Annotated in this window: 18 protein-coding genes; 10 read left to right on the forward strand and 8 right to left on the reverse strand. The window is 63.6% G+C overall.

From position 1 onward, the window contains the following. Window positions 1–29: 29 nt before the first annotated feature. From aroE to mpl, 4 genes are all read right to left on the reverse strand, one after another. Window positions 30–896 carry a shikimate dehydrogenase gene (aroE, locus tag DLM46_RS02480; RefSeq protein ID WP_115099102.1) on the reverse strand — a complete coding sequence of 289 codons (867 nt, stop codon included), beginning with the start codon at window positions 894–896 and terminating at the stop codon, window positions 30–32. Next, complete coding sequence (locus DLM46_RS02485) at window positions 893–3004, reverse strand: ribonuclease catalytic domain-containing protein (protein WP_115099105.1); 2112 nt, start codon at window positions 3002–3004, stop codon at window positions 893–895. The genes aroE and DLM46_RS02485 overlap by 4 nt, the downstream gene beginning before the upstream one ends. A 165-nt stretch (window positions 3005–3169) precedes the next feature. Further along, a complete protein-coding gene (locus DLM46_RS02490; protein ID WP_115099107.1) occupies window positions 3170–3772 on the reverse strand; it encodes a YqiA/YcfP family alpha/beta fold hydrolase in 603 nt (200 codons plus the stop codon). Continuing rightward, entirely contained in the window at window positions 3769–5163 is a 1395-nt protein-coding gene (gene mpl / locus DLM46_RS02495) for a UDP-N-acetylmuramate:L-alanyl-gamma-D-glutamyl-meso-diaminopimelate ligase (protein WP_115099109.1), read from the reverse strand. Before mpl ends, DLM46_RS02490 begins: the two co-directional genes overlap by 4 nt. A 200-nt stretch (window positions 5164–5363) precedes the next feature. On the opposite strand from mpl, the gene DLM46_RS02500 reads away from it, so the two are divergent. The 10 genes from DLM46_RS02500 to DLM46_RS02545 all read left to right on the forward strand — a co-directional run bounded on the left by DLM46_RS02500 (window position 5364) and on the right by DLM46_RS02545 (window position 13580). After that, complete coding sequence (locus DLM46_RS02500) at window positions 5364–6017, forward strand: UDP-N-acetylmuramate--alanine ligase (protein WP_115099111.1); 654 nt, start codon at window positions 5364–5366, stop codon at window positions 6015–6017. 11 nt (window positions 6018–6028) lie between these two features. Next, complete coding sequence (locus tag DLM46_RS02505; protein WP_165847897.1) at window positions 6029–6580, forward strand: TlpA family protein disulfide reductase; 552 nt, start codon at window positions 6029–6031, stop codon at window positions 6578–6580. Window positions 6581–6774: 194 nt separating this feature from the next. Continuing rightward, a complete protein-coding gene (aroQ, locus tag DLM46_RS02510; protein ID WP_063497372.1) occupies window positions 6775–7230 on the forward strand; it encodes a type II 3-dehydroquinate dehydratase in 456 nt (151 codons plus the stop codon). Window positions 7231–7299: 69 nt separating this feature from the next. Continuing rightward, complete coding sequence (gene accB / locus DLM46_RS02515; RefSeq protein ID WP_115099113.1) at window positions 7300–7773, forward strand: acetyl-CoA carboxylase biotin carboxyl carrier protein; 474 nt, start codon at window positions 7300–7302, stop codon at window positions 7771–7773. Between the two features lie 119 nt (window positions 7774–7892). Beyond that, complete coding sequence (accC, locus tag DLM46_RS02520; protein WP_115099115.1) at window positions 7893–9260, forward strand: acetyl-CoA carboxylase biotin carboxylase subunit; 1368 nt, start codon at window positions 7893–7895, stop codon at window positions 9258–9260. 3 nt (window positions 9261–9263) lie between these two features. Further along, window positions 9264–10166, forward strand: a complete 903-nt coding sequence (gene prmA / locus DLM46_RS02525) for a 50S ribosomal protein L11 methyltransferase (RefSeq protein WP_115099117.1) — start codon at window positions 9264–9266, stop codon at window positions 10164–10166. A gap of 48 nt (window positions 10167–10214) precedes the next feature. Beyond that, window positions 10215–11468 (forward strand): zinc-ribbon and DUF3426 domain-containing protein, encoded by a 1254-nt coding sequence (locus DLM46_RS02530; protein ID WP_115099119.1) that lies wholly within the window; start codon window positions 10215–10217, stop codon window positions 11466–11468. Window positions 11469–11541: 73 nt separating this feature from the next. Then, window positions 11542–12042, forward strand: coding sequence for a thiol peroxidase (tpx, locus tag DLM46_RS02535; protein WP_115099122.1), 501 nt, complete (start codon window positions 11542–11544; stop codon window positions 12040–12042). Window positions 12043–12139: 97 nt separating this feature from the next. Then, the gene (locus tag DLM46_RS02540; RefSeq protein ID WP_115099124.1) at window positions 12140–13078 is read left to right on the forward strand and encodes a carbohydrate kinase family protein; all 939 of its coding nucleotides are present in this window, start codon (window positions 12140–12142) and stop codon (window positions 13076–13078) included. Between the two features lie 25 nt (window positions 13079–13103). Continuing rightward, window positions 13104–13580 carry an outer membrane lipoprotein gene (locus DLM46_RS02545; protein ID WP_115099127.1) on the forward strand — a complete coding sequence of 159 codons (477 nt, stop codon included), beginning with the start codon at window positions 13104–13106 and terminating at the stop codon, window positions 13578–13580. Window positions 13581–13832: 252 nt separating this feature from the next. Here DLM46_RS02545 and DLM46_RS02550 read toward each other — a convergent pair whose 3' ends face one another. The 4 genes from DLM46_RS02550 to DLM46_RS02565 all read right to left on the reverse strand — a co-directional run bounded on the left by DLM46_RS02550 (window position 13833) and on the right by DLM46_RS02565 (window position 19794). After that, window positions 13833–14435, reverse strand: a complete 603-nt coding sequence (locus tag DLM46_RS02550) for a histone H1-like DNA-binding protein (protein WP_115099281.1) — start codon at window positions 14433–14435, stop codon at window positions 13833–13835. 30 nt (window positions 14436–14465) lie between these two features. Continuing rightward, complete coding sequence (locus DLM46_RS02555; protein ID WP_115099129.1) at window positions 14466–14792, reverse strand: hypothetical protein; 327 nt, start codon at window positions 14790–14792, stop codon at window positions 14466–14468. An 86-nt stretch (window positions 14793–14878) separates the two neighbouring features. Continuing rightward, window positions 14879–16111 (reverse strand): ribonucleotide-diphosphate reductase subunit beta, encoded by a 1233-nt coding sequence (locus DLM46_RS02560; protein ID WP_115099131.1) that lies wholly within the window; start codon window positions 16109–16111, stop codon window positions 14879–14881. A 677-nt stretch (window positions 16112–16788) separates the two neighbouring features. Next, on the reverse strand, window positions 16789–19794 hold the full coding sequence (locus DLM46_RS02565) for a ribonucleoside-diphosphate reductase subunit alpha (RefSeq protein WP_115099133.1): 3006 nt from the start codon (window positions 19792–19794) through the stop codon (window positions 16789–16791). Between the last annotated feature and the right edge of the window lie 287 nt (window positions 19795–20081).

Genomic DNA, 20081 nt, shown 5'->3' on the forward strand with positions numbered 1-20081 from the left:
CGGTGAATTCTGAAGGGGCGAGCGCCCGCCTAGGCAAGCGGCGGCGCCGTCAGCAATGCACGCAACTCGGCCAGCACCGGCGCGCCGTCAGGCCGCACGCCGCGCCACACAAAAAACGATTCGGCGGCCTGTTCGACCAGCATGCCGAGACCATCGGCACCGCGTGCGCCCAGTTTGCGCGCGTGCTCCATGAACACCGTCGGCTGAGCGCCGTACATCATGTCGTAAGCCAGCGTGCCTGCGCCGAACGCTCGGTCGTCGCACTCCGGCAGCGACGCGTCGAGACTGCCGGCGGTCGCGTTGACGATCACGTCGTACTCGCCCGCTTCGATCGCGCGCGTGCCGCCGCCCGTCAGACGGCACGCTGCGTCGCTCGCGGCTTGCGCGAACTGGTCGACCAGCGCTTCGGCCTTCGCGGCCGTGCGATTGACGATCGTCAGCGTATGCGGCGCGCGCTCGAGCATCGGCAGCACCACGCCGCGCGCCGCGCCGCCCGCGCCCAGCAACAGGATCCGCGCGCCCTTCAGCGGCACGCCGAGATTCACCTCGATGTCGCGCACGAGACCGAAACCATCCGTGTTATCGCCGTAAATGCCGGCCGGATCGATGCGCAGCGTGTTCACCGCACCCGCGGCTGCCGAGCGCGGCGACAAGGTGTCGGCGAACGCGTGCGCGTCGAGTTTGAACGGCACGGTCACGTTCAGGCCGCGTCCGCCAGCTTCGATAAAAGCGCGCACGTGCGGCACGAATGCATCCACCGGCGCGAGCAGGTGGCCGTATTCGATGGGCTCGCCGGTCTGCGCGGCGAAACGCCCGTGAATGAACGGCGACTTGCTATGGCCGACCGGATTGCCTATCACCGCATAGCGGTCACGCACTACGTCGTTGGCGCTCATCGTCCCGGCTCCGCGACATGTTGATCGGCCGCCGCCGCACTCGCGCCAGCGTCGTTTTCGGCGTCGCCCTGCGTCGCCGCAGTGCCGTCGAGGTCCGCTTCCGCCTGCGCCTCGGCTTCGCCTTCGGCGCTTTCGTCGGCGGCGTCGATGATTTCGTCCTCACCCTCGTCGGCTTCCTCAGCCTCCGCGCCGCTCGTCACGGTCGGCGCGTCGAGCACGTGCAGCAAGCGCACGGAGGCCTCGACGGTCAATTCATCGATCGACATCACTTCCATCTGCAAGCGCGTACCGCGTGCATGCACGCCAAGACCCGGCACGTGCAGCAGCAACGGAATCTCCTCGATGCGCACGAGATCGCCCTTCACCACCGATGCCACCACCTGCTTCCTGTTCTCCTGCTTCAGCCAGCGCAAGCACCAGAAGTACTCCATGCGGCGCTGGTGATCGGCATACGCGCTATAGGTATCGTCGAAACCTTGCACGACGGCGAACAGATCGGCGTCTTTCGGCTTGAACGGGGCGGCCAGTTTCGCGGTCACGCCATGCTGCACACACGCGATCAGCTGCCACTGGTTCACCAGGTCGACGTAGCGGCGCAGCGGCGACGTGCTCCACGCATATTGCGTGACGCCCAGGCCTTCGTGCGGCGCGGCCGTGGTCTGCATGCGGGTGCGCTTCGGGCCGCTCGGCGCGCCGAACGCGCGCTGCGTACGGTAGATCCCCGGCACGCCGTGGTCGTGCAGGAACGCGCCCCACGACGAGTTGGCCAGAATCGCCAACTCGGCGACGATCGTATCGAGCGGCGAACCGCGCCTGCGCGGCGTGATCGTGATGTGCTCGCCGTTCACATAGAAATTGAAATCGGTGTTGCGCTGCACTTCGCGGCGCAGACCGTAACCGGCGCGCGCAGTCTGACGCTTTTCGAACAGCGCCTGCGCGAACGGCCACAGCACCGCGATGTCTGCCTTGTGCGCATAGTCGCCGCTGCCGGCGGCGAGCGCTTCTTCGGTCACCACTTCGTCAAGCGTGTTGTGACGCAGATTGTTCTTCACGAACACGCGCTCGGCGCGCGTTTCGCTCGCCACGATCTCCTGCGTCTCGCGATTCACGATCACGTACAGCGAGAGTGCCGGCCGCAAGCCGCCTTCGGCCAGCGTGAACGCTTCGACGACGCTATCCGGCAGCATCGTGATCTTGTCGCCAGGCATATAAACGGTCGACAAACGCGTGCGCGCGATCGCATCGATATCGTCGCCGCGCCCGATGCCGAGCGCCGGCGCGGCGATGTGCACGCCGATCCGCACGCGGCCGTCGGCCAGATGCTCGACGGAAAACGCATCGTCGATTTCAGTGGTGGTGACGTCGTCGATCGAGAACGCTTCGACTTCGGCTTCAGGCAGATCGTCCGGCAAGCTGCCGACAGTGACAGGCGGAAAACCGGTGCCGTGCGGGAAAAACTCTGACAGGAATTTCGCTTCGTGCAGCGCGCGCGCCGACGGAATGCCGCCGCATTCGAGCATCAGGCGCGCCTGCGAAATGCCTCGCGCCGCCGCCGCGCCTTCGAGCGCCTTGTATTCGATCGTGTTCTTGTCGGGTTTGGTGAGCAAAGCCAGCGCCTTGGCACCCGTGAAAGCCTCCGGCAGACGGCCCGCCTTCAGCTCATCTTCATAGCCGGCCTGCACCAGCGCCTGCTGACGCTTGCGCTCGAGTCCGGCAAGCGCCATTTGCAGTTGCTCCTGCGGCGCGCGTTGATACATGCCGCGGCCCTTGCGGCGGAAGTACACCGGCGCGCCGTGCATGCGCAGCACCAGCGCCGCGCGCTCGATCGGGCCGAACTGCTCGCCGAAGTACTCGGCGCCCAGGGTGGCAAACGGAAATTCGTCGTCAGGCGCGCATTCCCACAGGAAGTCCAGATCGATGTCCTGGGCAGCGGTATCGGCCTGCTGCATCAACTCGGCCGCGCTCGGCTTCTCGAATTCGATCAGCACGTCTTTCGCGCGCACCTTGGCGCGCCGGCCACCCGGCAACTCGACCTGAAACGCATCGCCTTGGCGCGACAGCACGCTGCCCGCCTTGAAACTGCCCGATTCCTCAAAGAAAACGTTCACTCAATACTCTCGTTCTGACTTGCATCTGCCGGCGCGTCCGACTCTGTTCTGCCGTCGGTCACTGCGTGCGCGGCACGGCAACGTGTTCGTGGTAGTGGGTCCGCGACGCGATACTCGCGCGCCGGCGGCATGAATCTCGTGAAAGACAAGTCTTGGCCCTGACTGTCAGGCCGACTCGCACGGCGCCGGCGGCTCGACGTCTTGCGCATCGCAAAAGGCCAGCACTTCGTCGGCGTATTGCGCGAACTCGCTGATCGCGTGGTCGCTGCCTTCGATGAGCGTCGTGCGGGCGCCGGGATAATGCGCCAGCATTTCGCGGTAATCGAGCACTTCGTCGCCGGTGGCCGCCATCAAATAATAGCGTTCGGGCCGTGTAATCGACGCGACCCCGAGCGCGCGCAACTCGTCCAGATGGTACGGCTCGACGACGATGCTGCCGCCGCCGTGCCACAGCGGCTGCTCGCCGAGATAGGCGCTCAGGTCGCGCTGCGGCACGACCGCCGGGTTCAGCAGCACCGCCGGCCAGCCATGCTGCTCGGCGAGCCACGTGGCGAAATAGCCGCCGAGCGAACTGCCGATCAGCGTCACGCGCTCGGTGCCCGCCGCGGCCACCAGCGATTCGGCGAGCGCCACCGTCTCGAACGGCGAAACCGGCAGCATCGGACAGCACCACTCGTCGCCGCGGCCGAGTTCGGCGAGACGCGCCGCCAGCACGCGCGCCTTGAACGAATTCGGCGACGAGCGGAAACCGTGCAGATAAAGGATCACGAAGCGCCTCGCACGGAGAGTGCGTCGAGCAGCTTCTGATGCACGCCGCCGAAGCCGCCGTTGCTCATCACCAGAATCTGGTCGCCGGGGCGCGCGGCGTGGACCACTGCTTTGACCAGCGCATCGAGATTGTCGAACGCCTGCGCCTTGCCGCCGAGCGGCGCGAGCGCTTCGCCGAGATTCCAGCCGAGCGCGTCGCGCCCGCTCGGCGCGCCGTAGCCGAACACGAGGTCGGCGTCGGCGAGACTCGCCGGCAGTTGCGCTTTCATCACGCCGAGCCTCATGGTGTTCGAGCGCGGCTCGAGCACGGCGAGAATGCGTGTGTTGTCGCGGCCGACACGTGCGCGCAATCCGGCCACCGTAGTGTCGATCGCGGTCGGATGATGGGCGAAGTCGTCGTAGACGATCACGCCGTCGACACTTCCGCGCACTTCCATGCGGCGCTTGACGTTGCGAAAACCCGCCAGCGACTTCGCGGCCTGCGCCGGCGGCACGCCCACGTGGCGCGCGGCGGCGATCGCGGCGATCGCGTTCATCCGGTTGTGCTCCCCCTGCACTTGCCACTCGACCACGCCGACGCGCTCGCTGTTGTGATACACCGCAAAACGTTCGTCGACCGGCACGCCGTCTTCCGCCGGCAAGGTTTCCCAGCCGCCTTGCACGCCGAACCGCTCGACTTCGCTCCAGCAACCGCGCGCCAGCACGCGTTCCAATGCGTCTTCACGGCCGTTCGTCACAATCCGGCCAAGGCGCGGCACCGTGCGGATCAGGTGATGGAATTGCGTTTCGATCGCAGCGAGATCCGGGAAGATGTCAGCGTGATCGTATTCGAGATTGTTCAGAACCGCGGTCTTGGGACGGTAGTGAACGAACTTCGAGCGCTTGTCGAAGAAGGCCGTGTCATACTCATCGGCCTCGATCACGAAGAAGCTGGAATCGGTCAGCCGCGCCGACACGCCGAAATTCAGCGGCACGCCGCCGATCAGGAAGCCCGGGTTCAGGCCGGCGTCTTCGAGCAGCCAGGTCAGCATCGAGCTGGTGGTGGTCTTGCCGTGCGTGCCCGCCACCGCCAGCACCCATTTGCCGTTCAGCACATGCTCGCCGAGCCATTGCGGGCCGGACACATACGGCAGGCCGCGGTCGAGAATCGCTTCCATCAGCGGATTGCCGCGCGAGACCACATTGCCGATCACGAACAGATCCGCGTTCAAGCCGTTCAGTTGCTCGGCGTCGTACCCTTCGATCAGACGAATGCCTTGCGCCTCGAGCTGCGTGCTCATGGGCGGATAGACGCCGGCATCGCAACCCGTCACGGTGTGGCCCGCGCCGCGCGCGAGTACCGCGAGACCGCCCATGAAGGTGCCGCAGATGCCGAGGATGTGGATGTGCATAAGCCTGTCGTGCCGCGCGGGCGTTTTTTTGCGTGGGATGGGAGAGCGCAGGAGCGGCCGGAAAGACCGTCTGCAAAGGACGCTATTGTAACCGACGCCTTCACATCGCCCTAAGCCGGGCCGCCCGCCTTGGCCTGCGCGGAACGGACGCCGGGAGCCGCCCACAAAGGCGTGTCATCAATCTCTAGTATGATTGAGAGATGGTTCGCAAATCACATTTCGATCCGCAGCGCGTGCGCGAGGAAATCGCCATTGCGGCTGCGCGGCTGGTCGCCGAAGACGGTCTGGACTACGCAACGGCCAAGCGTAAAGCGGCGCGGCAAGTGGTCGGCGAGAGCCGTGTTGCCGGCGAATGGCTACCGGATAACGACCAGATCGAAGAAGAAATCCGCGAATATCAGTCGCTGTTCCAGGGCGACAGCCAGCCGGCGTTGTTGCGCCGGCTCAGGCGCGTCGCGATCGACTGGATGCAGCGCCTCGCGCCGTTCAATCCCTATCTGACGGGCGCGGTGCTCGGCGGCACGGCCGGCGAACATTCGGACATTCATCTTCAGGCGTTCTGCGACAACCCGAAGGAAGTCGCGATCTACTTTCTGAACGCCAACATCCAGTACGACGTCTCGGAAACACGGCATTTCGCCGGACGCGGTTATGTCGAGACGCTGAGTTTCCTGTGGCGCCCGGCGAACGAAGGGCACGATGCGGAGCCGGTCGGCATCCACGTCGCGCTGTACGAGACGGACGACTTGCGCGGCGCGGTACGTGCCGACGCGCGTGGCCGCACGGCCCGCGCGAATCTGCAGGCGGTTCAGGCGCTGCTCGACGGCAGCGACGTCGCTCCTTCAACTAATTAGACAGACCCACGATGAACATGAGACGGATTCTGGCAGGGGCGCTGGTCGCGATCGTCGCGGCGGGCGGCGGGATGCTGGCCAATCATTGGCTGAACGGCGGCAACTCGGAACTCGCCCACGCCGCGCAGCCGGCATCCGCTGAAAGCGCCGTCAATCAGTTGTGGAGCGCGCCCGTCACGAACGTCGACGGCAAACCAGAATCGCTAAGTTTGCTTAAAGGCCACCCACTCGTCGTCAACTTCTGGGCCTCCTGGTGCGGTCCGTGCGTCGAAGAAATGCCGGCTCTGTCGCGACTTCAGCGCGAATACGCGAAGAAAGGCATCCAGTTCGTCGGACTTGGCGTCGATTCTGATAAAAACATCCAGGCGTTCCTGCAAAAGGTGAAGGTGGCGTACCCGATCTATGTGACCGGCTTCGGCGGCGCCGACCTTGCCCGCGCGTTCGGCAATACTGCGGGCGGGCTGCCTTTCACCGTCGTGATCGACGCCAAAGGCAACATTCGCTCGACAAAATTAGGCCAAATCGACCCGAAAGAGCTGAAACAGACGCTCGACACGCTGTAAATTTCACATTCTTTTGACGTTCAAATATCGGCGGAACGCACGATATTATGCGCAAATCGCGCAAATTTGAGAGAAGATGGGCGCCCGGAGCAGCGGCGAAGAGCCGCTGAAATCGATCCGAACGCGCGGGAAACTAGACAAGTTTCTCTAATCAGCGCTAAAGTGCGCCCAATTCCACGGAAAAAGAAGCGACCATGACGCGATTGCTGGTACTGCACGGCCCCAACCTCAACCTTCTCGGCACCCGGGAACCTGAGGTCTACGGCCGCGTGACGTTGCCGCAGATCGATCAGGCACTGGCGGACCGCGCTGCGGACGCCGGCGTCGAACTCGCGTCGTTCCAGAGCAATCACGAAGGCGCTCTGGTCGACCGCATCCAATCCGCCCGGACCGAGAAAACCGATTTCATTCTGATCAATCCCGCCGCGTACACGCACACCAGCGTGGCCATTCGGGACGCACTGGCGGGGGTCGGCATCCCGTTCGTCGAGATTCACCTGTCGAACGTGCATCGCCGCGAACCGTTCCGGCACCACTCGTATTTCTCCGACCAGGCTGAGGGCGTGATTTGCGGCCTCGGCTGGAAGGGCTATCTGTACGCGCTCGAATTCGCGCTCGACCGGCTGTCCGCCGGTTCGTCGCGCGGCTGATTCCAAACACGACTAATTTGAGCCGGCCGCGCACGCGCCGGCACTTCATGCATTGAAAGGGGCTGCCTGATGGATCTACGTAAACTGAAAACTCTGATCGACCTCGTCTCCGAGTCCGGTATTTCCGAACTCGAAGTGACCGAGGGCGAAGGCAAGGTCCGCATCGTCAAGAATGCGCCGCCGGTTTACGTGCAACCGTCCGCTTCGTACGCGCCGCAATACGCACAGCCGATGCCGGCACTGAGCGGCGAAGCGCCGGCCGCCGCGGCAGCAGGCGCGCCGGCTGTGCCGGCCGCAGCCGCGCCGCAAGGCCACGTGGTGACCTCGCCGATGGTCGGCACCTTCTACCGCGCGCCGTCCCCGGGCGCCGATCCGTTCGTCCAGGTGGGCGACACGGTCAAGGAAGGCCAGACCATCTGCATCATCGAAGCGATGAAGCTGCTCAACGAAATCGAGTCGGACAAGTCCGGCGTCGTCAAGGAAATCCTCGTCGAAAACGGCCAGGCGGTCGAGTACGGCCAACCGCTGTTCGTGGTCGGCTAACGCGGCACGCTTTGCGTTCGCCGCCCGCGCGCCTGCCCTACCCAAGGCGCGCGACCGATCCTCTGAGGCGACCCGCGTCGTAATCGACCGGGCGCCCATTGATGAGTCGAAAACCCGCTATGTTTGAAAAAATCCTCATTGCCAATCGCGGCGAGATCGCGCTGCGTATCCAGCGCGCCTGCCGCGAACTCGGCGTCAAGACGGTCGTCGTCTATTCGGAAGCCGACAAGGAAGCCAAGTACGTGAAGCTCGCCGACGAAGCGGTCTGCATCGGCCCGGCGCCTTCGAATCTGAGCTATCTGAACATGCCGGCGCTGATCAGCGCGGCCGAAGTCACGGACGCCGAAGCGATTCACCCCGGCTACGGCTTCCTGTCGGAGAACGCCGACTTTGCCGAGCGCGTCGAGCAGTCCGGCTTCACCTTCATCGGCCCGCGCCCGGAAACCATCCGCATGATGGGCGACAAGGTCACGGCCAAGCAGACCATGATCAAGACCGGCGTGCCCTGCGTGCCGGGTTCTGAAGGCGCGTTGCCGGAAGATCCGAAGGAGATCGTGAAAATTGCCCGCGCAGTCGGCTATCCGGTGATCATCAAGGCCGCCGGCGGCGGCGGTGGCCGCGGCATGCGCGTGGTGCACACGGAAGCGGCGCTGGTCAACGCGGTCAACATGACGCGCGAAGAAGCGGGCCGAGCCTTCGGCAACCCGCAGGTCTACATGGAGAAATTCCTGGAGAACCCGCGGCACATCGAAATCCAGGTGCTGTCCGATTCGTTCAAGAACGCGATCTGGCTGGGCGAGCGCGATTGCTCGATGCAGCGCCGCCATCAGAAAGTGATCGAAGAAGCGCCGGCGCCGGGTATCGCGCGTCGCCTGATCGACCGCATCGGCGATCGTTGCGCCGACGCCTGCAAGAAGATGGGCTATCTTGGCGCGGGTACGTTCGAGTTCCTGTACGAAAACGGCGAGTTCTACTTCATTGAAATGAACACGCGCGTGCAGGTCGAGCACCCGGTGACCGAACTGATCACCGGCGTCGACATCGTGCAGGAGCAGATCCGCATCGCGGCCGGCGAGAAGCTCGCTTACCGTCAGCGCGACATCGTGTTCAAGGGTCACGCGATCGAATGCCGGATCAACGCGGAAGATCCGTTCAAGTTCATCCCGTCGCCGGGACGCCTGACGTCGTGGCACATGCCGGGTGGCCCCGGCATCCGCGTCGATTCGCACGCCTACAATGGCTATTTCGTGCCGCCGAACTATGATTCGATGATCGGCAAGCTGATCGCTTACGGCGCCACGCGCGAACAGGCGATCAAGCGGATGCGCATTGCGTTGTCGGAGATGGTGGTCGAAGGCATCCAGACCAACATTCCGCTGCACCGCGAATTGATGCTGGACGCGAAGTTCGTCGAGGGCGGCACCAGCATTCACTACCTCGAAAACCGGTTGGCCGCGAAGCAGCAGGCCGCGCCGGAAGAAGCGTAAGTCATGAGCTACCGGGAACTGATCGCCGAGCTGGCACGCGAGCACGCAGAGGAATTCTCCGACGCGCTGCTCGAGTTGGGCGCGCTGTCCGTATCGGTCGAAGATGCGGACGCCGACACGCCCGACGAGCAGCCGCTGTTCGGCGAGCCCGGTCTCACGCCGGATCGCACGGCGTGGCAGCGTTCGCGCGTGATCGCGCTGCTGGCTCCCGAACACGAGCCGGCGGTGCTGCTCACCGCAGCGGCCAATGAGGTGGGGCTGGAAACCGCGCCCGCTTTCACCGTGCGTGAAGTCGAGGAACAGGATTGGGTGCGGCTCACGCAATCGCAATTCGATCCGATCCCGATCGGCGAGCGCATTTGGGTCGTGCCGTCGTGGCACGATGCACCGGACCCCGAAGCACTCGTGCTGGAACTCGATCCGGGCCTCGCATTCGGCACCGGCAGCCATCCGACTACCCGCCTGTGTATGGAATGGCTCGAGCAATCGGTCAAGCCGGAGCAATCGGTGCTCGACTATGGCTGCGGCTCCGGCATCCTCGCGATTCTCGCGAAAAAGTGCGGCGCCAACCCGGTGTACGGTATCGACATCGATCCGCAAGCGGTCGAATCGGCGCGCCACAACAGCGAGCGCAATCGTGCGGAGGTCACGTACGGTTTGCCTGACGAATGTCCCACCGGCGAGTTCGACATCGTGGTCGCCAATATTCTGTCGAATCCGCTCAAGCTGATGGCCTCGATGCTGTCGTCGAAGGTCAAGCCGGGCGGGCGGATCGCGCTGTCGGGCATTCTCGCTCGACAAGCGGACGAAGTGGCGCAGGTCTATGCGCGCTGGATCGATATCGGCGTATGGCGCGAACACGAAGGTTGGGTATGCCTGACGGGAACGCGCCGCGAAAGCCATTAGAATAAGGCGTATTGTCCAACCAACAGCCTTTCGGCTTACCGGCTCAATATGCTCCTGGCGACGCGTTGCCCTTTCTGCGAAACCGTCTTTCGCCTGCAGCCGGCGCAGCTCGCTCTGCGCCGCGGCCTCGTGCGCTGCGGGCATTGCAATGAAGTGTTCGACGCGTCGAGCAGCCTGTTCGAACTGGCCGAAGGCGGCGACTTCTCCACCGCCAAGCCGGTCGCCGCAGCAGCGGCGATCGAGGCGCTGTCGGGCGTTCGTTCCGGCGGTCCCGATTTCAGCGCCGAAGGATGGGATCCGTGGGCACCTGTGCCTGACGCCGTTATCGATAGCAGTCTGCGTCACAACGCGGGCAATGTGCCGCTCAATCCTGTCTCGACCGGCGCGGGCGTCGCGATCACGCCGCGCCACGCTACCGAGCCCGAATTGCCGTCCAGCGCCTTCACGGCGCCGCTCCCGCCCGATCACGAACCGGTGTTCGCCAGCCCACCGCCCGAACCCGCCGCCGACGAGATCGAGCCGCCGGCAGAGGACGCGCCGCGGGTGTGGCACAAGACTGAGCGCTCTTCCGAACATCCCGTCGACGAACCGGTTCTCAAGGAATCCGCCTGGCTGCACGGCATCCCCGACAGCGAGCCGTATATCGGCGCGGCCGGCTCCGGCGCGGCCGGCCCAGGTGCGGCCGGCTCCGGCGCGAGCGGATCGAACATGGCTGGCGGCGCCGCGGCTGCGTCCAGTGGCGAGCCCTTCACGGTCCACCCGGTGCATGACGGCATCGATCCGTTCCCCGTGGTACGCGAAACGCGCCCCACTGAGCCGCGCCGGCTCGGGTGGATCATTGTCGGATCCGTGGTGACGGGGCTGCTGGCCGTCGCGCTGCTCGCGCAACTCGCCTGGTGGCAGCGCGAGACGGTGATGGTCAACTTGCCGCGCTCGCAATCGCTATATGTGAAAGCCTGTGCGCAGCTCGGCTGCCAGGTTGCGCCGCCGCACGACATTGACGGCTTGCAGGTCGAGCCGTCCGATCTGCGGCAGATCGACGGTCCGCACAAGCTCGAACTGAAGATGCCGCTGCGCAACCGCTTCAATATTGCGCTAGCCTACCCGGCCATCGAACTCACTTTGCTCGACGACCAGAACAATGTCGCTGTGCGCCGCATACTGTGGCCGCAAGACTACGTCGCGCCGGGCACGCCGATCGCGGCCGGTCTGCCGCCGCACACGACTCAAACCATGATCGTGCACCTCGACACGGGCAATGCGGTCGCCTCCAATTTCCGCGTTCAGATTTTCTATCCGTAACGCGCACTCGTGCGCCCGGCATTGATCGGGCGCGTTCACCGTCATTTCTGACGAATTTTCGGAGCACAGCAACATGAGTCAAGTCACGCTGGGTGGTAACCCGATCGAAGTAGCCGGCACGTTCCCGTCGGTGGGCGACAAAGCGCCCGCCTTCTCGCTGGTCGGCAAGGATCTGAAGCCGGTCTCGCTCGCCGATTTCGCCGGCAAGCGCAAGGTGCTGAACATCGTCCCGAGCCTCGACACGCCGACCTGCGCGACGTCGACCCGCAAGTTCAACGAAGCCGCCGCCAAGCTGACCAACACGGCCGTGATCGTCGTGTCGGGCGACCTGCCGTTCGCCGCTTCGCGCTTCTGCACGACCGAAGGCATCGAGAACGTCGTGACGGCGTCCACGTTCCGCGGCCATGACTTCGCGCAAGCCTACGGCGTCGACGTGACGAGCGGCCCGCTGACGGGCCTGACGGCGCGCGCCGTGGTGGTGGTCGACGAGAACGACAAGGTCGTGCACGCCGAGCTGGTCGGCGAAATCAAGAACGAGCCGAACTACGACGCAGCACTTGCCGCGCTGAAGTAAAACCTTCGCGCACGAGCCCCCGGCGCCGCGCTTCATGCGCGGCGCTGTCACATCGTCGCGCCCTTTCTCTTTACCGATTTTTACAGGAACGCTCGCCTTGGCTACGCTGATTTGCGGCTCGCTCGCCTACGACAACATCATGACCTTCGAAGGCCGCTTCCGGGAGCACATCCTGCCGGAGCAGGTCCACATCCTGAACGTGAGCTTTCTCGTGCCGACCATGCGCCGCGAGTTCGGCGGCTGCGCGGGCAACATCGCCTACTCGCTGCATCTGCTGGGCGGCGACGCGCGCATCATGGGCACGCTCGGCGCGACCGATTCGCAGCTGTATATGGACCGCTTCGAGCAACTCGGCCTGTCGACGGAAAACGTACTCGTGGTGCCGGACACCTACTCGGCGCAGGCGATGATCACCACCGATCTGGAAAACAATCAGATCACGGCGTTCCACCCGGGCGCGATGCTGCAATCGCACCTGAACCGCGCCGATGAGGCCAAGGGCATTACGCTCGGCATCGTCGCGCCGGATGGCTACGACGGCATGATCCAGCATTCGGAGCACCTGGCCGCAGCGGGCGTGCCGTTCATCTTCGATCCGGGCCAAGGTTTGCCGCTCTTCGACGGCGCGGCGCTGCGGCGCATGATTGAACTTGCTACTTATGTAGCTGTCAACGATTACGAAGCTAAACTGGTGAGCAATAAAACGGGTTGGTCGATCGAAGAAATCGCCAGCAAGGTCGATGCGCTAATCGTCACGCTAGGCGAACACGGTGCACAGATCCATCACGCCGGCGGCGTCGAAGAGATTCCGGCGGTCAAGGCACAGCAAGTGCTCGACCCAACAGGCTGCGGTGACGCGTTTCGCGGCGGTTTGTTGTACGGTATCGAGAACAAGCTCGGCTGGGCCACCACCGGCCGTCTCGCGAGCCTGATGGGCGCGCTGAAGATCGAACACCAGGGCCCGCAAAACTACGCGCCCACCCGGGCGGAGATCAACGACCGGTTCAAGCAGGCGTTTGGTTACGACCTGCCGTAATACCGAGAGCTATTGGAGTGAGGGAATGAAAGCAATGAGTCGCCCGGTAGTGGCTGCCTTGATCGCCGGTTCGCTGGCCATGTCGGGGTGTGCCTACAACAGTAGTTCTGCTGACGTCTACACGGCGTCGCAGGCACAGCGCGAAGAAACGGTCCGCATGGGCACGGTCGACAGCGTTCGCGCAGTGAAGATCAGCTCGAACAACGGCCAGCCGAGCGGCTTGGGCGCCATCGGCGGCGGCGCACTGGGCGCGGTGGCCGGCAGCTCGATCGGCGGCGGCCGCGGCTCGATTGTGACGGGCATCATCGGCGGTCTGGCCGGTGCGGTGGCCGGCAATTCGATCGAGAACGGCGTCGCCGTGCGCAACGGCGTCGAGATCACGGTGCGACTCGATAACGGCGATATGCGTGCGATCACGCAAAGCGCCACCGGTGAATTCTTCCGCGCCGGCGACCGCGTGCGGCTGCTGTCCAGCGGCGGCGTGACGCGCGTCACCCACTAAGTTTTCCCCTCTCGCGCGGCAGCGCTTCACGCACCGCCGCGGCGACCTCACACGCATGCGCTCCCCTGTGCATGCGTTTTTTTCGTCCATGCACTTTGAAGCCGTGACGCGCACGCTTCCACCAGACGAAAAAAATCCCGCCGCCGGAAACCCGGCGACGGGACGCTGACCGAGTAGCGCTCGTCACACTGTTACTTAAGCACTACTCGATCATCGGACACGTCGTGCGACGTGTCGAAGTACTTCCACCTCTTACGGACGGCTGCCCGTCGGGAACGGCCATGCCGCTGCCGGGTTCAGCGCGGTCTTCACCGTCGCCGCCGGTGCGCTCGAGACAGAAGTCGCAGCGGGTGCAGGGGCAGCCTTCTTGGCGACAGCCTTCTTCGCAGGGGCAGCCTTCTTCGCAGGAGCTGCGGCCTTCTTCGCGGCAGCCTTCTTGGCAGGCGCAGCCTTTTTAGCAGCAGCCTTTTTCGCAGGCGCAGCTTTCTTGGCAGCAGCCTTCTTAGCAGGCGCAGCCTTCTTCGCAGCAGCCTTCTTAGCCGGTGCTGCCTTCTTTGCTGCGGCCTTCTTGGCCGGCGCTGCCTTCTTTGCTGCAACCTTCTTCACGGCGGCTTTCTTAGCCGGTGCTGCCTTCTTCGCTGCAACCTTCTTCACAGCGACTTTCTTGGCTGCAACCTTCTTGGCCGGTGCAGCTTTCTTCGCTGCAACCTTCTTGGCCGGTGCTGCCTTCTTCGCTGCAACCTTCTTCACTGCCACTTTCTTTGCAGCGACTTTCTTTGCCGGAGCGGCCTTCTTAGCCGGTGCAGCCTTCTTGGCTGCGGGTTTCTTCACGGCGGCTTTCTTTGCAGTTGCCATCATTTTCTCCTTCAGGTTTTCAGATGAGAGTCAGTTCAAACTACACCCTTCGTCAAAACCCGCTTCCCGCGGACGCTTCTCAGGGCGCGCGCTACGAAGCGGGCTATTCATCGGCGTACGCAGGTGCTGCGCGCTTACGCTAATGAATGCGGTAAGGCGCGCCGTGCCCTTGGGCACCGCGCGCCAGATCTGGTCGGCGCTGAAACTCAGCGCCGGCAATTGCTTGATCGAGCCGCCGGCGGTCGCGCCAGCGGCTTTTTCCGGGGGGAAGTTTGCCCATCCCACTGAAGGGTTCGCAAAGTGCCTGTCATGTTTGTGGGCCGCGAAGGCACGCGGCGCACCGGGCAAGCTTTGCATCAGGCGGTTCTGCTCCTAGCCAAATTTGCCGCGGCCCTTGCCGACGGCATCCCCATCGATGAATGCATCTGCGACACGAACCCGGATCACTCCCAGGTCAGCGCGCCGCCAGTTTGATATTCGATCACTCGCGTCTCGAAGAAGTTGCGTTCCTTCTTCAGGTCGATCATCTCGCTCATCCACGGGAACGGGTTTTCCTCGTTCGGGTACAGCGGATCGAGACCGATCTGCTGGCAACGGCGGTTGCAGATGAAGCGCAGATAGCTCTTGAACATCGACGCGTTGAGGCCGAGCACCCCGCGCGGCATCGTATCTTCTGCGTAACGATATTCAAGCTCGACCGCTTGCTGGAAGATCTCGCGGATTTCCGCGCGGAACTCAGCCGTCCAGAGTTGCGGGTTTTCGAGTTTGATCTGGTTGATCAGGTCGATGCCGAAGTTGCAGTGCATCGACTCGTCGCGCAGGATGTATTGGTACTGTTCCGCCGCGCCGGTCATCTTGTTCTGACGGCCGAGCGCCAGGATTTGTGTAAAGCCGACGTAGAAGAACAGTCCCTCCATCACACAGGCGAACACGATCAGCGAGCGCAGCAGGGTCTGGTCTGCCTCGAGCGTGCCGGTCTTGAAGGCCGGATCGGTCAGCACGTGGATGTACGGAATCAGGAATTCGTCTTTTGCGCGGATCGAGGAAACCTCGTGATACGCGTTGAAGATCTCGCCTTCGTCGAGGCCCAGCGATTCGACGATGTACTGGTAAGCGTGCGTGTGGATCGCCTCTTCGAACGCCTGGCGCAGCAGGAACTGGCGGCATTCGGGCGCCGTGATGTGGCGGTAGGTGCCCAGCACGATGTTGTTGGCGGCCAGCGAGTCAGCCGTCACGAAGAAGCCCAGGTTGCGCTTGACGATGCGGCGCTCGTCTTCGGTCAGACCGTTCGGGTCTTTCCAGAGGGCGATGTCGCGCGACATGTTCACTTCCTGCGGCATCCAGTGGTTGGCGCAACCAGCCAGATACTTTTCCCAAGCCCACTTGTACTTGAACGGCACCAACTGATTGACGTCGGTCTGGCCGTTGATGATGCGCTTGTCGGCGACATTGACCCGCGCTTCCGAAACGGCAGCCGCTTCAGCAGCATGGGCCACATGAGCGACGGGAGCGACAGCGATGTCGTTCGCGAAGATATCGTGAGCCGAGGGAGCATGAGGAGCGGAACGCGTTCCGACTTGCGAACCGACAGCCGATCCCGCAGCGTTGCGCAACACATTCTGTTGCGTAGCGCTCGAGGGAGTTACGGCAGTGATCTCGTCATCCCAGTTGAGCATAAATGTCACCATCAATTTAGAACGGTTTGTACCATCTTTTCACGAGCGATAAAAGAGTCCGCTGATGAAAAATCCTGTTTTCGATTCGCGTTGCTACGTTCATACAACACTTTGTTCAACAGACTGTGTGTGTCGCCTCATGTGAGGTGTGTTGAACGCGTGTCGTCGAGGCGCTTCGCGAGCTCGAAGAGCAACGTGTCGAAGCGACGTTTCGCTGCTCTATCTATCTGTATTGCGGAGCGTGCTTGCACCGTCTTGCGGTTGCTTCCTGCTGCCTCGCGCTGGCGTCGCGCTTTCGTCGCGCTTGCCTGGCGTTGGCCGCTTCGTCAGCGCTAGCGAGGTGAAGTTCAATGCAATGTCGAGCAATGCATAGGGCCGGCCGTGTCGCGATCGATCCATCGATCGAGCCGTTTGCTGAGCGCCCGACGTCGAGCGCTTCGTCTGTGCTGCCGACTGCTGACTGCTGATCTGATCTACCGCTTTGCTACTTCCTTCCGCGTCCTTCAGCTACTTCAATCTGCTGCCGCGGTTTCGACGAGCGGCGCGACTCCATCCTCATCGCCGCACCGCTCATCCGCTTCGCTACTGCTTCACTCACGCGAAGCTCGCTGCTCGCCGCATGCGGGTCATTACCTACGACCCGTCAGCAGGCAGCGATCCTGCTGCTTGCTTCCTGCTTACTGGCAAGCCTCGCACTCTTCAAAGCCAGGGTCGCCCGGACGCATCATGCACACCGGACCATCCGCTTCCGGCGCTGCTTCAACCGCGACTGCCGGCGCTACCGCTGCTGCCTGGATGCCGCCTGCCGTGCCACCCGCAGCACCGCCGCTCACGCTGAAACCACCGGCCGCGCCGCCGCCGCCCCCCCCCGAGCCTTCGCCGCCACCCGACGACACCGCGTTCAGCGCGCCGTGCGCCACCGTCGACTTCTCGACGTGGGTCGCCGCCATCGTGCGGAGGTAGTAAGTCGTCTTCAGGCCGCGCACCCAGGCGAGCTTGTAGATCTCGTCGAGCTTCTTACCCGACGCGCCGCCCATGTAAATGTTCAGCGACTGTGCCTGGTCGATCCACTTCTGACGGCGCGACGCCGCTTCGACCAGCCACTTCGGATCGACCTCGAACGCCGTAGCGTAGATCGCGCGCAGGTCGGCCGGGATGCGGTCGATGCGCGAGAGGGTGCCGTCGAAGTACTTCAGGTCGGCAACCATCACTTCGTCCCACAGGCCACGCGCCTTCAGGTCGCGCACCAGGTAGTCGTTGACCACCGTGAATTCGCCCGACAGATTCGACTTCACGTACAGGTTCTGGAAGGTCGGTTCGATGCAAGCCGACACGCCGATGATGTTCGAGATCGTCGCCGTCGGCGCGATCGCGACGCAGTTCGAGTTGCGCATGCCGTAGGTGGCGATGCGCGAACGCAATTCGGTCCAGTCCATCGACTCGCTCGAGTCGACTTCCACATAGCCGCCGCGCGCTTCGGCCAGCAGCTTCACCGAGTCTTGCGGGAGGATGCCGCGATCCCACAGCGAGCCGCGGTAGCTGGAGTAACGGCCGCGCTCCTGCGCCAGTTCGGTCGACGCGTAGTACGCGTAGTAGCAGACCGCTTCCATCGACGTGTCGGCGAACTTGACCGCCTCTTCCGACGCGTACGGCGTGCGCAGCAGGTGCAGGCAGTCCTGGAAGCCCATGATGCCCATGCCGACCGGACGATGCTTCAGGTTCGAGTTACGTGCCTTGGCGACCGCGTAGTAGTTGATGTCGATGACGTTGTCGAGCATGCGCATCGCCACGCTGACGGTGCGCTTCAGCTTGTCGTGGTCGAGCACCAGGGTGCCGTCGGCCTGTGCTTTCAAGTGGGCAACAAGATTCACCGAGCCCAGGTTGCAGACGGCGATTTCGGCGTCGCTGGTGTTCAGCGTGATTTCCGTGCACAGGTTCGACGAGTGGACGACGCCGACGTGCTGTTGCGGCGAGCGCACATTGCACGGATCCTTGAACGTGATCCACGGGTGACCGGTCTCGAACAGCATGCCCAGCATCTTGCGCCACAGCTGCGCCGCCGGGATCTTCTTGAACAGCTTGATCTCGCCGCGCGCGACCTTGTCTTCGTAAGCCGTGTAAGCCGTTTCGAACTCGGCGCCGAACTTGTCGTGCAGGTCCGGGCAGGTGGACGGCGAGAACAGCGTCCAGTCGCCGCCTTCGTGCACGCGCTTCATGAACAGGTCGGGAATCCAGTTCGCCGTGTTCATGTCGTGGGTGCGGCGACGGTCGTCGCCGGTGTTCTTACGCAGCTCGAGGAATTCCTCGATGTCCAGGTGCCACGTTTCCAGGTACGCGCACACCGCGCCTTTGCGCTTGCCGCCCTGGTTCACAGCGACCGCCGTGTCGTTGACGACCTTCAGGAACGGCACCACGCCTTGCGACTTGCCGTTGGTGCCTTTGATGTGCGAGCCGAGCGCACGCACGCGCGTCCAGTCGTTGCCCAGGCCGCCGGCGAACTTCGACAGCAGCGCGTTTTCCTTCAGCGCTTCGTAGATGCCGTCGAGGTCGTCGTCGACCGTCGTCAGGTAGCACGACGACAGTTGCGAGCGGCGCGTGCCCGAGTTGAACAAAGTGGGCGTGGACGACATGAAGTCGAAGCTCGACAGCACGTTGTAAAACTCGATCGCGCGCGCTTCGCGGTCGATCTCGTTCAGCGACAGACCCATCGCGACACGCATAAAGAATGCCTGGGGCATTTCGATACGCACGCCGTCGTGATGCAGGAAGTAACGGTCATACAGCGTTTGCAGGCCGAGGTAGCCGAATTGCAGATCGCGGTTGTTGTCGAGCGCGGCGCCGAGGCGCTTCAGGTCGAACTGCAGCAGCTTGTCGTCGAGCAGCTCGGCTTGCACGCCGCGCTTGATGAACTGCGGAAAGTATTCGGCATAGCGCTCGCCCATTTCCGCTTGCGTGACTTCGTCTTCGAGGATCTCGCGGCGGATCGTGTGCAGCAGGATGCGTGCGGTGACCTGGCTGTAGGCCGGGTCTTTTTCGATCATCGTGCGGGCGGCCAGGATCGCCGAGTCGTAGACCTGGGTCATCGGCACGCCGTCATACAGGTTCTTCACCGTTTCCGCGACGATCGGCTCGGCGCTCACGGCGTCGCCCAGGTTCGCGCAAGCGGATTCGATGATGCCGCGCAGCGCAGCCATATCCAGCGGACGCGTCACGCCGTTGTCGGTGACGTTCAGGCCCGGCGCGCCGCCGGCTGCCTGCTCGTCATGACCGCGCGCCTGAGTGCGCTTTTCGCGATACAGCACGTACGCACGCGCGACGTTGTGCTCGCCGCCGCGCATTAGCGCGAGTTCGACCTGATCCTGAATGTCTTCGATATGGAACGTGCCGCCGTTCGGGCGGCTGCGCAGCAATGCGCGCACCACGCTCTGCGTAAGTTGCTCGACCAGTTCGCGCACCCGTGCCGACGCCGCGCCTTGACCACCGTTGACGGCCAGAAATGCCTTCGTCACGGCGATGGCGATTTTCGACGGCTCGAACGACACCACGCTGCCGTTGCGGCGGATCACCTTGTAGTCGGCATACGTCGCTTGCGGCGCGAGCGCTTGTGCGCCTTGTGCCTGGCCAAAGGCCTGGCCAGTCGGTGAGCCCTCGTACCGGGTCGTCACGTTGTCGGTGGTTTGCATGTGCAAAGCTCCTGGTCTTGGAAATGTTGCGGTGAAAGCCGCGGATTAAAACGAACGCTGCGCCGCCGCGTGCGCAAGCGATGGGGTGCAGGAAAAAGGCCGGCTGAGCCGGGTGGCGGGATGCGATAGCGATGAAGCTGAATTTGATTTGAAAACGGTCTTCATCGTGTGTGTCGCGATCACTTGCTGTGCCCTTTTCCCGAATGCCTCTGGACGCTGCCGGTTCCCGTTACCAGCCGTGCCGCAGGGATTGTTTTTCGCTGCCTGGAATGCTTGCGGCGCCATGC

The organism is Paraburkholderia lacunae (assembly GCF_003353175.1).
GTDB classification, from domain to species: Bacteria; Pseudomonadota; Gammaproteobacteria; order Burkholderiales; family Burkholderiaceae; genus Paraburkholderia; species Paraburkholderia lacunae.

Bases quoted from the DNA above. Each gene is read 5' to 3' on its own strand.
- accC (WP_115099115.1), top strand. From the start codon at position 7,893: ATGTTTGAAAAAATCCTCATTGCCAATCGCGGCGAGATCGCGCTGCGT.
- DLM46_RS02545 (WP_115099127.1), top strand. From the start codon at position 13,104: ATGAAAGCAATGAGTCGCCCGGTAGTGGCTGCCTTGATCGCCGGTTCG.
- DLM46_RS02560 (WP_115099131.1), bottom strand. From the start codon at position 16,111: ATGCTCAACTGGGATGACGAGATCACTGCCGTAACTCCCTCGAGCGCT.
- aroE (WP_115099102.1), bottom strand. From the start codon at position 896: ATGAGCGCCAACGACGTAGTGCGTGACCGCTATGCGGTGATAGGCAAT.
- DLM46_RS02550 (WP_115099281.1), bottom strand. From the start codon at position 14,435: ATGGCAACTGCAAAGAAAGCCGCCGTGAAGAAACCCGCAGCCAAGAAG.
- tpx (WP_115099122.1), top strand. From the start codon at position 11,542: ATGAGTCAAGTCACGCTGGGTGGTAACCCGATCGAAGTAGCCGGCACG.
- DLM46_RS02565 (WP_115099133.1), bottom strand. From the start codon at position 19,794: ATGCAAACCACCGACAACGTGACGACCCGGTACGAGGGCTCACCGACT.
- DLM46_RS02505 (WP_165847897.1), top strand. From the start codon at position 6,029: ATGAACATGAGACGGATTCTGGCAGGGGCGCTGGTCGCGATCGTCGCG.
- DLM46_RS02530 (WP_115099119.1), top strand. From the start codon at position 10,215: ATGCTCCTGGCGACGCGTTGCCCTTTCTGCGAAACCGTCTTTCGCCTG.
- DLM46_RS02500 (WP_115099111.1), top strand. From the start codon at position 5,364: ATGGTTCGCAAATCACATTTCGATCCGCAGCGCGTGCGCGAGGAAATC.
- accB (WP_115099113.1), top strand. From the start codon at position 7,300: ATGGATCTACGTAAACTGAAAACTCTGATCGACCTCGTCTCCGAGTCC.
- mpl (WP_115099109.1), bottom strand. From the start codon at position 5,163: ATGCACATCCACATCCTCGGCATCTGCGGCACCTTCATGGGCGGTCTC.
- aroQ (WP_063497372.1), top strand. From the start codon at position 6,775: ATGACGCGATTGCTGGTACTGCACGGCCCCAACCTCAACCTTCTCGGC.
- DLM46_RS02555 (WP_115099129.1), bottom strand. From the start codon at position 14,792: ATGCAAAGCTTGCCCGGTGCGCCGCGTGCCTTCGCGGCCCACAAACAT.
- prmA (WP_115099117.1), top strand. From the start codon at position 9,264: ATGAGCTACCGGGAACTGATCGCCGAGCTGGCACGCGAGCACGCAGAG.